Raw genomic sequence first — 15,149 nt, forward strand, 5'->3', positions numbered from 1 at the left:
CTTTGGAGATAGCGTTACTATGAAAAAAAATGTCCTCATTATTGGCGGCGGAGGCGTGGCACGAGTTGTGGCACATAAATGCGCCCAACACAATGACACACTGGGCAATATCGCAATTGCTTCGCGCAGCGTTACGAAATGCGACGATATTGTATCCAGTGTCCTCGACAAAGGCAGCATGAAGGTAGAGGGCCGCATTCAAGCATTCGCCCTAGACGCTCTTGACGTGCCAGCAACCATTAAATTGATTCAAGACACGGAATCTCAAATTGTGATTAACGTAGGCTCCGCTTTCGTTAATATGTCTGTACTTGAAGCCTGTATGGAAACGGGTGCGGCTTATTTAGACACCGCCATCCATGAAGACCCAAACAAAATTTGCGAAACACCACCTTGGTATGCCAATTACGAGTGGCAACGTCGTGATGCCTGTAAAGCAAAAGGCATTACTGCAATCCTAGGTGTGGGTTTTGATCCAGGCGTAGTCAATGCTTACGCCGCGCTTGCTTATAACGACTACTTAGACTCCGTTGACTCCATTGACATCATCGACGTGAACGCTGGTAGCCATGGCAAATACTTCGCCACAAACTTTGATCCAGAAATTAATTTCCGAGAATTTACTGGACGCGTTTATTCATGGCAAAACAGCGCATGGCAAGAAAACAGTATGTTTGAAGTCAGCCGTACTGACGACCTTCCTGTTGTCGGCACTCAAACGACCTACATGACTGGCCACGATGAAGTGCATTCGCTTTCACAAAATCTCAATGTGCCAAACGTACGTTTTTGGATGGGGTTTGGTGAACATTATATTAATGTCTTCACGATACTTAAAAATTTGGGGTTACTCTCTGAGCAACCCGTTACAACGGCTGAAGGCTTAGAAGTAGTTCCTCTTAAAGTGGTCAAAGCTGTACTGCCTGACCCATCTTCACTTGCCCCAGCTTACACAGGCAAAACGTGCATTGGTGACGTGATCAAAGGGAAAAAAGACGGTCAGGACAAAGAGATCTTTATCTACAATGTTGCCGATCACAAAGACGCTTATAACGAAGTCGGTAGCCAAGGCATCTCTTATACGGCTGGTGTTCCTCCTGTTGCCGCCGCCATTCTTGTTGCAAACGGCACGTGGGATGCAAAAGAAATGCGTAACGTAGAGCAGCTGGATCCTAAACCTTTCCTAGGTTTGTTAAACGAGATGGGCTTGCCAACTCGCATTAAAGACGAAAACGGCGACCGCCCTTTTACCCTCTAATAATCTCATTCATATCGGCGCTTTTCTAGCAAGAGGGGCGCTGATATTTATTCTTATAAATACCCATTTTATTTCTCTCGCCTCTACTTACGTAATCTCAATAAAGTCCATACAATACGCCAAAATCCACCTGCCTGAGATTCTCTCTCAAAGGAACTTCCATAATGAAACAGCAACTCAAAATTGCAGCTATCACGGCTGTAATTTCATTAACACTTGCCGGTTGTGCATCTAACCCTGATTCCGCTGCCAATTTGGCCGCAGACGCAAAATATTCGCAAACCATCATTCAGATCAATGAACTCAAACAAGCCATTGATAATGCAGACAAAAGCTTGGCAAAAGGCACAGAAAACGAATTGCCTTGGTTCGCCACTCAAGATATAGAGGAAGCGAAGAAGGCATTAGCAGAAGCAAAAGAGAACTATTCTAAATTTGAATTTGATCCATCTAAAGCAAGCACTAGCACAAGCTTTTTTGGTTCAACCACCTATCTTGAGGCAGCAAATACCGCCATCAAGACATTTAGCGAGCACATGACCAACGCGGTTAACCTAAAAACCAAGGCACAATCAACCTTACCAGAAGCCTTTGACTATCGTGCTCAGTTAAAAACCCTGAATGCGAAACAATACTTTCCTGGTGCCGCGCAAGAATTGGAAGACAACCTAAAAAAACTTGTTGACCAAATCGCGAATAATAAAGCTCAATCGGCTGTAAGCGCCCAACCAGCACTCGTCGCTAAGATGCGTGCACTTGAAGTAAAAACGGTGACAGCTATTTACCTTACTGATGCCAAAAATGCGCTCGATAAGTTGATGAAAACGGACGCGACTCAACATGCGCCTAAATCACTTTCTCAGGCCATGACAGCGCTAACCGCGGCAACGGCTTTTGCTGCAACACAGCCAAGAGCGATAGACGACATCAAACGTCAAGGTGAGAACGTGATGTTCGCAGTGAATAGAGCAAAACAAATCGCCCAAGCCGTTAAAAAGCTAAAAACAATTCAACCAAAAGATTATGAAGACTACATTGTCGGCTATGAAAAAGTGTTGCTTTCCATCAGCAATGCGCTTAATGCTGACGACCGTAGAGACCTCGCTTTTGAAGCGCAAGGCAAAGAATTGGTTAGCTTCGTAGAAACCAACCTAAAAGGTCAAGAAGCGTCCCTTCAAGCACAGCAACAGCTTCGTAAGGAACTAAAAGACCAGAAAACCTATTCCGTTTTACTAGAAGAAAAGATCAGTACACTGACGAACAACCTAGAAGATATGAAACAAGCACTGGCTGATGCCCTAGCCAAAAAATAAAACAGCCTGAATCAGCGCAAAAAAAGCCAGCTCACAAGCTGGCTTTTTCGTTTTTAGGCTGTCATTGTCACTCAGGAAATTCAGCGACGGTGGGCAAACGCCGTTTTGGTGCAATCACCGTCGATTTTGTCTTTCTCTTCTTCCAGGATCTCATCGGTAAACTGGCTCATAAAGCAGCAACAAATCCCCTCGCCAATCATGGTTCGTGGTCCCATTGGGTGACCAATGTGCTTATACACACCGTGCGAATGTCCATGACTATGATCGTGGGAGTGACCATGAGAATGACTATGCCCATGAGAATGGCTATGACCGTGACCATGGTCGTGAGCGTGATTTTTCAACACACTAATACTGGGCACCTCGCCCATTGAAATAACCGCGTGCTTTAGATCAAACTCAGACAAGCCTTGCGTGTCGTCCTGCGGATCGACAAATTCGGCATGGTGATGATGCACATCCACTTCGCCTGCCGCAAGGCGACGCTTGAAGGAATTCATCAAGGTTTCTTCACCCGTTTGTAATTCGCCCTGCATGATTTCTTCCACACGATTTTGGAAAGCATCAATAACACGAGGATGATCATTCAAGTAAGGCGTTTGAATAAAATCAATACCTGGGTTTTCTTGAGCAACCTTGTCAACATAGCCTTGAATACGCTTGATCAGGCGACCAGTAAATAAGAAATAGGGCGCGACAACAATGCGTTTAAAGCCAAGCTTCATTAGCTTTTCAAGGCCCACGCCAACAGACGGGTAAGTCACACCAGAATACACAGTATCTGCCCAACCAAAGCCCATATTTTCATTCACAATACGCGTCAATTTAGCGGCTTCGGCATTGGCGGAGGTATCCGAGGTACCGCGACCAACCACCACCAATAGAGTGTCGTACAAGTTTTTTGGTGGATGATCGGGATCAAGGCCCAGTGATTCATAGATACGCGCTTGAAAGGCTTCGATCATGTCATCTTGCAACCCCAATTCACGACCATAAGTGATATGAAGACCTGGATGTTTTTCTTCATAGGTGGTCAAGACGGAGGGTATATCATTTTTCGCATGCGTTGCGGCGAATAACATACCGGGGACGGCATAAATCTCTTCCACACCTTGGCTAACGAGGCTGTCTAAGCCCATGTGAATATTCGGCGCTGAAAATTCTAAAAATCCGTATTCGACAGGCAAATCAGGGAAACGCTCTTTAAGCCCTTTCGCCACCAGACCAAATTCGCGCTCTGCGTCTTTATCACGACTGCCGTGACCACAAATCATAATGCCCTTTTTGGCCTGTTTTTTATTGCTCATTATTTCTCTCTACTTTGAATCGTCTTAGCCGATAGTGAGTGTAGACACTACCAGCCAGGTTACCAGCAATCTTCTGCCCAAGATCACTGACGTTGTTCTTGTTGCTGATCTAAATCAAGCAACAAGGATTGGATTTTTTCTCGATGCGCATCGGCATTTTGCCACATACCACGCTGTATGGCTTCTAATAAGCGTTCGCCCATCTCTTCTAGCGCGTGGGGGTTATTATCGCGCATAAAGGCCTGATTGTCTGGATCAAGTAACAATCTATCCGTCACCTGCTCGTATTGATAATCTGCCACCAGATCGGTTGTCGCATCGTAAGCAAACAAATAATCCACCGTCGCTGTCATTTCAAATGCCCCCTTGTAGCCGTGCGTTTGCATGGCTTCGATCCATTTAGGGTTCAGTACTCGGGAACGCACCACACGATTCAGCTCTTCTTTTAAGGTGCGAATTTTAGGCGAACTAGGGTTGGAATGGTCGCTGTGATAAACGCTCGGCGCTTGCCCACTAAACTCGGTGACCGCATTCGTCATGCCGCCTTGAAACTGATAATAATCGTCTGAATCGAGAATATCGTGCTCACGGTTGTCTTGGTTTTGCACCACCGTATCCAAATGCGACAAGCGTTCAATAAACGCCGCTTTTGCTTCAACGCCTTCACCCGCCCCTTTGCTATCGCTACCATCGCTATAAGAGCCATAAGCATAACCGCCCCAATTCACATAGGCTTCAGCAAGATCCGCCTTGGTGTCCCAGCAGCGCTCATCAATCAAGCCTTGCAACCCTGCGCCATAAGCGCCCGGTTTACTGCCAAACACACGATAAGTCGCCTGACGACTCGCCTCTTCCACCGCCATGCCTTGTGCAAGCAAGGTGCTTTTACGCGCCTCCACATTGGCACGAATCACGTTACCATTGCCAGGCTCTTGATAGGCTGCAATGGCTTGCACAGCCGCATCATAGAGCCGCATTACATTGGCAAACGCATCACGGAAAAAGCCTGATACACGCAAGGTCACATCCACCCGTGGACGCCCTAATTGCATGCAAGAAAGGATCTCAAAATCCGTCACACGATTTGACCCCGGCGCCCAAATCGGACGAACCCCCATTAGGGCAAAGGCTTGGGCAATATCATCGCCACCGGTACGCATGGTCGCGGTGCCCCACACAGACAAACCAAGGTCTTTCGGATAATCACCATGCTCTTGCAAGTGTCGCTGGATCAGAGCCTCAGCCGATTGCTGACCTATTGCCCAAGCAGCGGGAGACGGAATCGCACGATTATCGACGGAAAAAAAGTTACGCCCTGTTGGCAGGGTATCCAGTCGTCCACGAGTCGGTGCACCACTTGGCCCAGGAGGAATAAAACCGCCAGACAGTCCGATTATTAAGGCTTGAATTTCATCGTGAGCACTTTGTTGTAAGGCGACGAATAAGCGCTTTTTACTGTGCGCCAACAAGGCCGCTGTTTGAGGCAATGATGCGGTTAACTCGACGGTAGAATCGTCACCAACAAGATGGCTCAACACTAATGATTTGGCCAGTAGCTCTAAACGCTCTTTAGTGTCCGCATGGGTACGCCAAGCGGACTCACTCACGGACTGCAGGCGCTCTGGCTTATTGCCTAACCAAGGTGAGCGCTCACTTTTCATCGGGTCAAAATCGTCTTGCTCCAATAAAAGGTCTTTTACCAATGCATGTAGGATGCCTTGGCTGGTGATCTCGCTACCACGCGGCAGACGCAACAAAGCCACCAGCGTATCGGCCAGTTTGTCGTCTTCTGGTAACTCTCCCAGGCGATGCAAACCGTGACGAATTTGCGCTTCTTTTATCTCACACAAATACGTATCTAACCCTTCAAGAACAGCATCATCATTACCGGATTCAACGCTGGTAAGCTCTTCTAACAAATGGGACTCTTGGACTTTTTTGAGAATTTGCTCACGCAGCCAGGTTTCTCTTCGCAAATCCATCCCCATGGCTTGGTAATATTCGTCAACCAAGTTTTCTAACTCGGCCATGTCGCCATAGGTTTCAGCGCGAGTCATGGGTGGCATAAGATGATCAATAATCACCGCTTGCGTGCGGCGCTTAGCCTGCGCACCTTCCCCGGGATCGTTGACAATAAAAGGATAAAAATGTGGCATCGGGCCAAGAGCAATATCTGGCCAGCAAGACGCGGACAAAGCGGTACCCTTGCCCGGCAACCATTCAAGATTGCCATGTTTGCCTACATGCACAAAAGCATCCACCTTATACACATGGCGCAACCAAAAATAAAACGCCAAATAGCTGTGCGGCGGAATCAAATCAGGGTCATGATAGTTTGCGGCGAGATCTAAATTAAAACCACGAGCGGGCTGAATCCCCACAAAGGTTTCTCCCAAGCGAATACCCGCCAACATAATACGACGTTGACCGTTTTGCTCGCGGCATTTGTGGTCCTCTTCTGGAGGGCCCCAGCGATCCCAAACAGCGTTTTGGCATTCCAGCGGCAGCTGATAAAAATATTCTAAGTACTCTTCCAAGGCGAGGCTTTGCCAGCAACCTCGTTCGTGCAAAGTATTGGGATTATTGGTGACCGCACCCAGTAACTCTTCAATCAAAGCATTACCATGCTCAGGAACATTTTCAATGGGATAGCCCGCGGTTTGCAACGCGTTTAAAAGATTCACCGCCGAGGCTGGCGTATCTAATCCTACGCCATTGCCAATACGGCCATCTTTGGTTGGGTAGTTAGCAAGTACAAAAGCAATGCGCTTTTCATGGTTGGGTTTACTGGCTAAATTGGCAAAGCGTTTAGCCAGCTGAGCCACAAAACGCGCACGTTCTTCATGCAACTCGTAGCGTACTAAATCGACTTGAGCAATGTCGTTATAATGACTCAAAGCTTTAAAACTCAACGCGCGGGTAATAATACGCCCATCCATTTCTGGTAAGACAATTTGCATGGCCACATCACGGCTGCGTAAGCCTTGGGTCTGCGCCTGCCAATCTTCCTCAGTGCTGCCAGACAAAATGAGCTGCAAAACCGGAATAGGCGAGGCAAAGGCAGACTGAAAATCTGTCGGCTCAGAGGCTAAATCAGGACTCCCTACTCGATTCGCCGCGAAGCCTGTGGTATTTAAAATGACCTTAGCTTGGGTACGCTCCACTAATGATTCGATCAGGCCCACCGACACATCATCTTTGAGTGAACTCACCGCCACGGCCAAGGGCACCAGCCCTTCTTGCTCTAAAATCTCAATCAGACCATCAAACATAGCGGTATTACCGCTCTGTAAATGAGAACGATAAAACGCCAGAATAGCGACAGGACGAGCGTCTGCTAATGAGTCTGAATAGTGGCTCTGCCACTGAGCAAACCCCGTCGAATAACCTGCATGATAGATTAGCGCACTGGGTAAAGGGGCTGGCTCTTGCCAAGAAAAAGGCTTTCCAAAGTAACGCTCTGCGAGAAAATAGAACAACTGCTGAGCATTTATTTGTCCACTTTCACGCAAGTAGCGCCACACTCGATGACAGTCTTCTGGACTGGCGTTAGAAGCATAAGTGAGGGAAGGATCATGAGCGTCATCACCGGGAACAAGAATTAAGGTCCGCCCCGTTTTGGCTTGTGCCCACTCTTGCAAACGCTGAAAACCATACATCCAATAGTGCTCACCGCCAAGCAGTGACACCACCACCACCTTGGCGTGATCGAGCACTTTATGTTCATACAAATCGAAAGCGGCAGGCTTAATCAGCTGCATCCAATTGGCGAGACGAACCGAAGGTAGTGACCTTTCATCAATATTTAATTGATCTAAAGCACTACCCAAAGCACCGAGCACACTATCCGCTGCGGCCAGAATGACGAGCTCGGCAGGAGTTTGCCCAAGATCGACAATCCCTTCGTCGTCAACAAAGCCACCCGGTTTGGCTGCTAATAAGTGCACGCTTTCTCCAATTGTTTTACTAAATCAATCTTGTCATTCAGTTATTCGACAATTATTCACAGCGTCACGAGCACAGTAGCCGTGAGCGGTGATCAAGCACTCAAAGCATCATGAAGAATATTCTCAATCTGCTCTTTATGAATGCCTTTACCGATGAACACTAACTGGGTTTTACGCACTTCTTCTGGTTGCCATAAGCGGTCAAAATAGCGATCTAAGCGTGTTCCCACAACCTGAAACACTTGGCGCATTGGCTTGCCGTGTACTGCCGCAAAGCCTTTCACACGGAAGATATTATGTTCCTCAACCAATTGAGTCAGGGTGTCTTGCAAAAGATCAGACTGCACTTCACCCAATGTCACCACAAAAGAATCAAAATGATCGTGAGCATGGTCATGATGCGCACCATGAGCGTGATGATGATCGTGATGGTTATGCACCTCATCGATTCGGCTTTCTGTTGCGGCATCAATGCCTAACAAAACATCCAATGCCGCCTCACCATTTTCGATATAAACGGTTTTGACCGTGTTTGGCACTTCGTGAGCAATAATGGCTTGTACACGGGCGCGTTCTTCATCATTGAGCAAGTCGTTTTTACTGACCACAACCAGATCGGCGGCGCTTAACTGATCATCTAACAACTCTTGCAAGCTTGGGTCGTGATCCAAACTCTCATCGGCTGCTCGCTGCGCTTGCACCTTATCTTCATCATGAGCAAAGCGGCCTGCGGCGACAGCGGCGCCGTCCACCACGGTAATAACCGCATCAACAGTGCAATATTCTTTAATCCCCGGCCAGTTAAACGCCTGTACTAATGGTTTAGGTAGAGCCAGTCCACTGGTTTCAATCAAGATGTGGTCAATATCACCACGGCGCGCCACAAGCTGCTGCATGACAGGCAAAAACTCTTCTTCTACCGTACAACAAATACAACCGTTAGCCAGTTCATAAAAGCCGTCGTCACTGCGCTGTGACGTCTGTTCACCTTCTTCCCCTTCAGGACAATCTAACGGGCATGCTCGCAATAGATCCGAATCGATATCTAATTCGCCAAATTCATTAACGATCACCGCTATACGTTTGCCTGCGGCTTGCTTTAGCACATTGGATAATAAAGTGGTTTTACCACTGCCCAAAAAGCCGGTCACAATTGTGGTAGGAATTTTATTCAATTGCATGATTCATCCTTCTTACTTTCAGGGATAGTATGTTTAAGTTAGGTATTTTTAGGCTTATGTATCTTACGAAAAATGTGTGCTTGCCCTTTATCGTACAAATAGGAATCCGCAAAATCTTCAGTGTCTAACACCTTCCCGACCAGTATCAAACTGGTGCGAGTGAATTTTTTCTCTCTTACTTTGGCGACAATATCCGCCAAGGTGCCCACTACATAATCTTGATCAGGCCAACTGGTGCGATAACACACGGCAACAGGACAGTCCTCACCATAGTGTGGGATCAGCTCTTCAACAATTTTATGAATACGCGTAATACCAAGATGAATCGCTAATGTTGCGCCACTTTGCGCCAAAGCAGGCAAGCGCTCTCTTTCTGGAAAAGGTGTTTTACCTTCATAACGCGTCATGATAACGGTTTGTGAGACGCCGGATAAAGTCAGCTCTTTGCGTAATAACGCGGCCGAAGCGGCAACAGCACTGACGCCCGGAATCACTTCGTAATCAATATCTAAGGCTTCTAAACGGCGAATTTGTTCACCAATCGCACCGTACAAAGCCGGATCGCCAGACTGCAGACGAGCAACATCTTTGCCTTCCTGTGCCGCCTTTTCGATAACGGCGGTGGTTTCATCCAGATTCATCTCGGCGGTGTCGTATATCGCTTCCGCAGAACCACGCACACTGTCAATCACTTGTGGGGGAATCAAAGAACCGGCGTAAAGAACAATCGGGCAGCGCTCCATGGTTTTGACGGCTTTTACCGTCATCAAATCTGGATCGCCTGGGCCTGCGCCAATAAAGTAAACCTTCATTTATTTTCCCTTATCACTTTTTTTATACAGAGCAAACGCCATAAAAACTAAAGCTTTTTAGAGTAGCCGCGCGGAGTGTACATCCAATGTTTTTCACCATTCACAATGTGCTTGGTATCAGAATTGCCGACGCTGACCATGGTAAACATATCCACGTCTTTGGCATCTAATTCGCCCAGCGTCGTAAAGGTGATCTCTTCTTCCGGGCGAGTTAATTGACGGCCAATCATCACAGGGGTGCTGGCTGGACGGTATTGCAATAAAACATCACGAGCGTGGTTTAATTGCCAATCGCGTTTTTTTGACACGGGATTATAAAAGGAAACCACAAAGTCACCAGCGCCACAGGCATGAAGACGTTTATCAATGGTTTCCCATGGCGTTAATAAATCGGACAGTGAAATAGTACAGAAATCGTGACCAAGCATGGCACCAACACGGCTCGCTCCGGCTTGCATGGCAGAAATACCGGGAATGACTTCTATGTCTACCCCCAACCATTCAGGATGATTTTCTTTGCCTTGTAATTGCATATCCAGCAATTCAAATACCAAGGTGGCCATGGCATAAATGCCAATATCACCACTGGAAATCAGCGCGGTATTTTTGCCTTGCGCAGCCAAATCTAAAGCCAATCGGGCACGACCAATCTCTTCGCCTAGTGGCAAGTCATGGAAGGTTTTTCCGGCGCTAAGTTCACCCAACAAATCCAGATAATAACCATAGGCAACCCAATCGCTGCAGACCGCTAATGCTTTAGTGGCATTGGGAGCCACCAGACCTAAATCACCGGGTCCCATGCCCATTACAAATAACTTGTTCATGCACTCTCTACAATCTAATCATGCGCCACAAGGCGCGAATAATACTATTGTACACGGATTGCAAATCTGACGGGATGAAAACACCACGATTTCAAATGAACGCTTTTCAGGAGGAAAATTAAGACTCAATGCGCACAAGCTGACATTGGAATTTTTTCATGCTGCGAAGTTCGAGTTGCGCTTCATCTCCATGAATCCAAAAAGATACTCCTTCACCTAAGTAAGAAGCACCGGAGGCACTCACGGCTTGAGTTAGCTGATACTCTTTTTTCTGCCAAGATAGTTGAGCTTGGTCGGCATGAAAAAGAATGGCTAATGGTTTTTCATTGCAGTTATAAACAGCAGAATTGGTTTGTATGGTATTTTCAGCTTCATACATGTCATCAGTCGTATTAACGGAACTGCAGGCCACCAGCCCCCAAAAAGAAAAGATCACTAAGGTATTGTGTAAGGCTATTTTTTTTATACGCATTGTCGAGACTCCATTCTAGAACCACTTGTTCCAGTCCACTTATTTGTCTGAGTGATGGTTAAGTAGTTTGAATTTTAACACCCCATTCGATCTCTAGCCAGAAAATAAGATCCGCCGCATCGATGGAGGTGGTTACTTTCATCAATCCGCTCTTTTATTTATTGATGAACAAAAGAATTGTCACAAAATCACCACAATTGAGCCGACTTGAGACTTTGACAGCCACTGACAAAAACGAGTATATTTCCTCCGTCGGATGTATCCGACTTCGTTCTCGGGGCGGGGTGAAATTCCCCACCGGCGGTAAAGATTTTTGTTTAAACTAAAAAGTTTAAACTAAAATCTAAGCCCGCGAGCGCCTTTAAGAAGCTTTTCTTTTAGGGTCAGCAGATCTGGTGTAACTCCAGAGCCGACGGTCATAGTCCGGATGATAGAGAGCGCGTCAGACAAAACCTATTACAGTACCGTATTTTTACGGTGCCCGATAAAGGTATGCCATTTAAACGTGGTGTATTTGCCTGCCCGTTCGCCCTGATTCACCTTAGATATTTAGGATTATAAAATGAATCAGAGCTCAACGAATATTGAATTCACTCCAGCAACAAAACGCATTGCTATTCTTCATGCTTCTTGGCACACCGAAATCGTGCTCAATTGCGTGGAAGGCTTCACTAAAGAACTTGTTTCTCGTGGTTACGATGCGTCGTTAATAGACATTATTCCCGTGCCTGGCGGCTACGAAATCCCTCTACAAGCAAAACTGCTTGCTAAAAGCGGACAGTATTCCGCGATTGCTGGCACGGCATTGGTTGTGGATGGCGGTATTTATCGTCATGACTTTGTTGCCTCCACTATTTGCAACGCCTTAATGCAAGTTCAATTGGAAACGGAAGTACCGGTTCTTACCGCGGTACTGACACCACATAACTTCCATGAACACGACGAACATAAAGACTACTTTAGCCGTCATTTTGTTAAGAAGGGAATTGAGCTGGCAAACGCTTGTGATCAAACGATTCGCTTGACTGAAAAAGCCAAACAAATGCTATAAGCCATTGTTTTAGCCTTTAAAAGCACTAAGTTCGCAAAAATGCCTCGCACCATTGCTGCGGGGCATTTTTGTGTTCAGATAAATCACGATACCTTAACATTTAATAAAAGGCATGTGACTGAAGCGACTTATAAAGCTCACTGCCTCTGTCTTCCTCGATACACAACCCCAACATATCATCAATAAAAAAGCCCAAAGCACGTCGCTCTATACGCTCAATCCCATGCTGTTGGTTAGCTGATAAATTGGCATATTTTGAAGCAGCACCAAAATCACCAAACAAAATATGCCCTTCTTCATTGATCAGAGCATTGTGGGCGTAAAGGTCACCATGGCTGACTTTTTTCTCGCAAAAATGTGCGACCAACTGATCCACTTGCGCAATAATGTGGGCAATTTTATCCATCGAATACCGCTGATCTAACGCAAAAGTATCTCGAGTACAGGACTCTAAGCTGGGCGGTTTCCCTAAATTTGTATAATGGGATGGGATTAGTTCCATTACTAGAGCGGAACAATTTTGCTCTGTCACCTTGGCAAGTGGTTGAACCAAATTATTGTGGTTACCAACAGCAAGACAAGCATCCAGCTCATCTTCAGGAAAACCATCACTGGTCACATCGCCTTTAAATACTTTAACCGCCACAGAGTCTGAAAAGTTAAAGATATTTTCACGCCACGTTGCCAAAGAAATAACACCTGATGCGCCTTGCCCTAAAACTTGATGTAATTCTAAATCACGAAATTGCACTGTTTTAAAGTCATTATGGGGATCACGTGCAGCACAAAATGGATTACCTGAAAATGCTAACCAAGCCAAACGAGGTAGCGTTAATAAAATATCAGGAAAAACCGCCAGCTGATTCGCCGAAAGACGAAGCAATTCTAATTTACGACAATTCGCAATCGAATCAGGCAATGCGGTTAAACGATTCCCAGCTAAAGCCAGCTTCTGTAGGCGAACTAACTTTCCAACATCCTCCGGAAGAGAATCGATTTTGTTATCGGTGAGGATTAACCAACGAGTCAGTGTTGGCAACGAATCAGACGACACGGTCGTAATTTGATTGCTTTTAAAGCCAATCATTTCCAAGCTTTCACATTGCCCTAGAACCTTTGGCAAGTGAGTGAAACGATTATTCGAGCAAAAAAGTATGCGAAGCTTTTTGAGACGCGACAGGTCTGCGGGTAACTCACTTAACTTATTATTCGACAAATCTAAGATTTCTAGACTATCAGCCAGATCAAAAATAGCCTCTGGAAAAGTCGTTAAATTATCTGATAACTGTAAGCGAACTACGCCTTTCAGTTCTCCACGGTTAAGTTGGTCGAGTGTGTGCAAAATAAAACTCTTTCTCAATAAAATTGACACACATTATAACCAATTCTGGACATTGAATGGTGGCTTTTAGCCCGCTAATAACATCGCAATTAATGCCATCAAACCTGGTAAGCCTTGTACAAACAAAATCTTCTTGCTTGAGGTAATAGCACCATACACGCCTGCGACAACCACACAGAGTAAAAAGAAAATCGTTACATGCGATTCCCCATCACCCAGCCACAGCCCCCACAATAAACCCACAGCAAGAAAACCATTGTAAAGCCCCTGATTCGCTGCCATCACCTTACTTGCTTTAGCAAAGTCTGGCTTCAATCCAAAAATCTTCATGCCTTTAGGTTTATCCCAAAGAAACATCTCAATATACATGATGTAGAAATGCAAAAATGCGACAAAAACCGTGGCTAACGTTGCGATTAACGCCATATCCTCTCTCCTTCTTATTTTTATCCCATTAAGCAAACTTCCCCCAGTCTCTTATCTCATTGCAATCAAGAAACAGAGAAACTATTTTGCTCTATCCTGGTCTACTTCATCAAGCACGTTGGATTTTTCATCTGTTTGTGCAAGTTTTTGCTGGAAATCTTGTAGCGCAATGGTCAGCGCACCTACGGCGACACTGGGTTCAATATCGTGACTTTCCAATAACGCAATAAGATCAACAGCCAACTTGATATGATCTGGCGCTTGGTCTAAAGACATAAAAACTCCATGCGAAAAACGGCAATAATATATAGGTAAAATACACCAAATAGTCCGTTAAAAACCATTGTTCCGTCTATAATGGCTTTTGGCATTATCAATTGTTCAGCGTAAATAAGACAAATACAATACACATCGAACATAAACAAGCCTAATTTAACGAGGTTACCGTGATTACAAATGAATTCTGGTTAGATCGATGGAAAACGGGACGCATTGGCTTTCATCAAGAAGGAGTCAATCCAAAACTGATTGCCTTTTGGCCCACATTACCAAAAGGCAATAAAGTCCTTGTGCCTTTGTGTGGCAAGTCCAATGATATGATCTGGTTAGCGGAACAAGGCTATCAGGTCACAGGTGTTGAACTCTCCTCCTTGGCCGTGATTCAATTTCTTGGCGATAACGACTTAGCCTATGAAACCTATCAACAAGGCGAATTAAAAATTCATACCGTCACTGGCTTACCATTGCGTATTGTTGAAGGTGATTACTTTTTATTCAACGACACTGAATTTGATGCCTGCTACGATCGTGCTGCTATGATCGCCATGCCAGACTCAAAACGCACTGAGTATGTCACGCACACCCTTCAACGCTTGTCTTCCACTGCCAGCGTACTGTTAGTTTCATTACACTATGATGGCGACAAACAAGGCCCACCATTTTCTGTCGATGATGATAGTGTTGTATCGCTCTGGGGGGAGCAAATTCAGAAAATCGCCTCTGAAAACCTAGCACTGACAAATCCCCAGCACAAAGAGGAAGGACACACTATATTTGAGGAAAGTGTATGGCGCATTCAACCTTAAAGAATATAAGCCTGAATAGACTTAGATTAGACTGTCTACCCTAGGTTTTTTCTGGGATAATACGGCACAATTTTTCACCGATAATCCATGTATCCTTGTAATTGCAACACGACAATCAGCGCCATTACGTC

At 45.7% G+C, this 15,149-nt stretch carries 13 protein-coding genes and 1 riboswitch; of the genes, 4 read left to right on the plus strand and 9 right to left on the minus strand.

Annotated features, from left to right (window positions below; translation table 11 throughout):
- Positions 1–19: 19 nt before the first annotated feature.
- Together DK187_RS05825 and DK187_RS05830 are read left to right on the plus strand one after the other, a co-directional pair.
- The gene (locus DK187_RS05825; RefSeq protein ID WP_111606407.1) at positions 20–1,258 is read left to right on the plus strand and encodes a saccharopine dehydrogenase family protein; all 1,239 of its coding nucleotides are present in this window, start codon (positions 20–22) and stop codon (positions 1,256–1,258) included.
- 164 nt (positions 1,259–1,422) lie between these two features.
- Positions 1,423–2,571, plus strand: a complete 1,149-nt coding sequence (locus DK187_RS05830) for a hypothetical protein (protein ID WP_111606408.1) — start codon at positions 1,423–1,425, stop codon at positions 2,569–2,571.
- A gap of 80 nt (positions 2,572–2,651) precedes the next feature.
- Here the strand turns inward: DK187_RS05830 and DK187_RS05835 are convergent, their stop codons facing one another.
- From DK187_RS05835 to DK187_RS05860, 6 genes are all read right to left on the minus strand, one after another.
- The gene (locus tag DK187_RS05835) at positions 2,652–3,878 is read right to left on the minus strand and encodes a sirohydrochlorin chelatase (protein ID WP_111606409.1); all 1,227 of its coding nucleotides are present in this window, start codon (positions 3,876–3,878) and stop codon (positions 2,652–2,654) included.
- A gap of 83 nt (positions 3,879–3,961) precedes the next feature.
- Positions 3,962–7,825 carry a cobaltochelatase subunit CobN gene (cobN, locus tag DK187_RS05840; protein ID WP_111606410.1) on the minus strand — a complete coding sequence of 1,288 codons (3,864 nt, stop codon included), beginning with the start codon at positions 7,823–7,825 and terminating at the stop codon, positions 3,962–3,964.
- 92 nt (positions 7,826–7,917) lie between these two features.
- The gene (cobW, locus tag DK187_RS05845) at positions 7,918–9,006 is read right to left on the minus strand and encodes a cobalamin biosynthesis protein CobW (RefSeq protein ID WP_111606411.1); all 1,089 of its coding nucleotides are present in this window, start codon (positions 9,004–9,006) and stop codon (positions 7,918–7,920) included.
- A 38-nt stretch (positions 9,007–9,044) separates the two neighbouring features.
- Positions 9,045–9,818: a precorrin-4 C(11)-methyltransferase gene (cobM, locus tag DK187_RS05850; protein WP_111606412.1), complete on the minus strand. Its 774-nt coding sequence runs from the start codon at positions 9,816–9,818 to the stop codon at positions 9,045–9,047.
- Between the two features lie 47 nt (positions 9,819–9,865).
- Positions 9,866–10,642 carry a precorrin-3B C(17)-methyltransferase gene (cobJ, locus tag DK187_RS05855; RefSeq protein WP_111606413.1) on the minus strand — a complete coding sequence of 259 codons (777 nt, stop codon included), beginning with the start codon at positions 10,640–10,642 and terminating at the stop codon, positions 9,866–9,868.
- Between the two features lie 118 nt (positions 10,643–10,760).
- Entirely contained in the window at positions 10,761–11,114 is a 354-nt protein-coding gene (locus DK187_RS05860) for an MliC family protein (protein WP_111606414.1), read from the minus strand.
- 266 nt (positions 11,115–11,380) lie between these two features.
- A riboswitch (FMN riboswitch) is annotated at positions 11,381–11,557 on the plus strand.
- A gap of 119 nt (positions 11,558–11,676) precedes the next feature.
- Between DK187_RS05860 and DK187_RS05865 the strand changes: the two genes are divergently transcribed.
- Positions 11,677–12,165 carry a 6,7-dimethyl-8-ribityllumazine synthase gene (locus DK187_RS05865; RefSeq protein WP_111606415.1) on the plus strand — a complete coding sequence of 163 codons (489 nt, stop codon included), beginning with the start codon at positions 11,677–11,679 and terminating at the stop codon, positions 12,163–12,165.
- Positions 12,166–12,265: 100 nt separating this feature from the next.
- On the opposite strand, the gene DK187_RS05870 is transcribed toward DK187_RS05865, so the two are convergent.
- From DK187_RS05870 to DK187_RS05880, 3 genes are all read right to left on the minus strand, one after another.
- The gene (locus tag DK187_RS05870; protein ID WP_111606416.1) at positions 12,266–13,507 is read right to left on the minus strand and encodes a leucine-rich repeat-containing protein kinase family protein; all 1,242 of its coding nucleotides are present in this window, start codon (positions 13,505–13,507) and stop codon (positions 12,266–12,268) included.
- Between the two features lie 66 nt (positions 13,508–13,573).
- Entirely contained in the window at positions 13,574–13,933 is a 360-nt protein-coding gene (locus tag DK187_RS05875; RefSeq protein ID WP_111606417.1) for a DUF1304 domain-containing protein, read from the minus strand.
- 81 nt (positions 13,934–14,014) lie between these two features.
- On the minus strand, positions 14,015–14,209 hold the full coding sequence (locus tag DK187_RS05880; RefSeq protein WP_111606418.1) for a DUF2496 domain-containing protein: 195 nt from the start codon (positions 14,207–14,209) through the stop codon (positions 14,015–14,017).
- 170 nt (positions 14,210–14,379) lie between these two features.
- Here DK187_RS05880 and DK187_RS05885 point away from each other — a divergent pair, with 170 nt between their 5' ends.
- Entirely contained in the window at positions 14,380–15,018 is a 639-nt protein-coding gene (locus DK187_RS05885) for a class I SAM-dependent methyltransferase (RefSeq protein ID WP_111606419.1), read from the plus strand.
- Positions 15,019–15,149 lie beyond the last annotated feature (131 nt).

It is taken from the genome of Marinomonas arctica (assembly GCF_003259225.1).
Classification (GTDB): domain Bacteria; phylum Pseudomonadota; class Gammaproteobacteria; order Pseudomonadales; family Marinomonadaceae; genus Marinomonas; species Marinomonas arctica.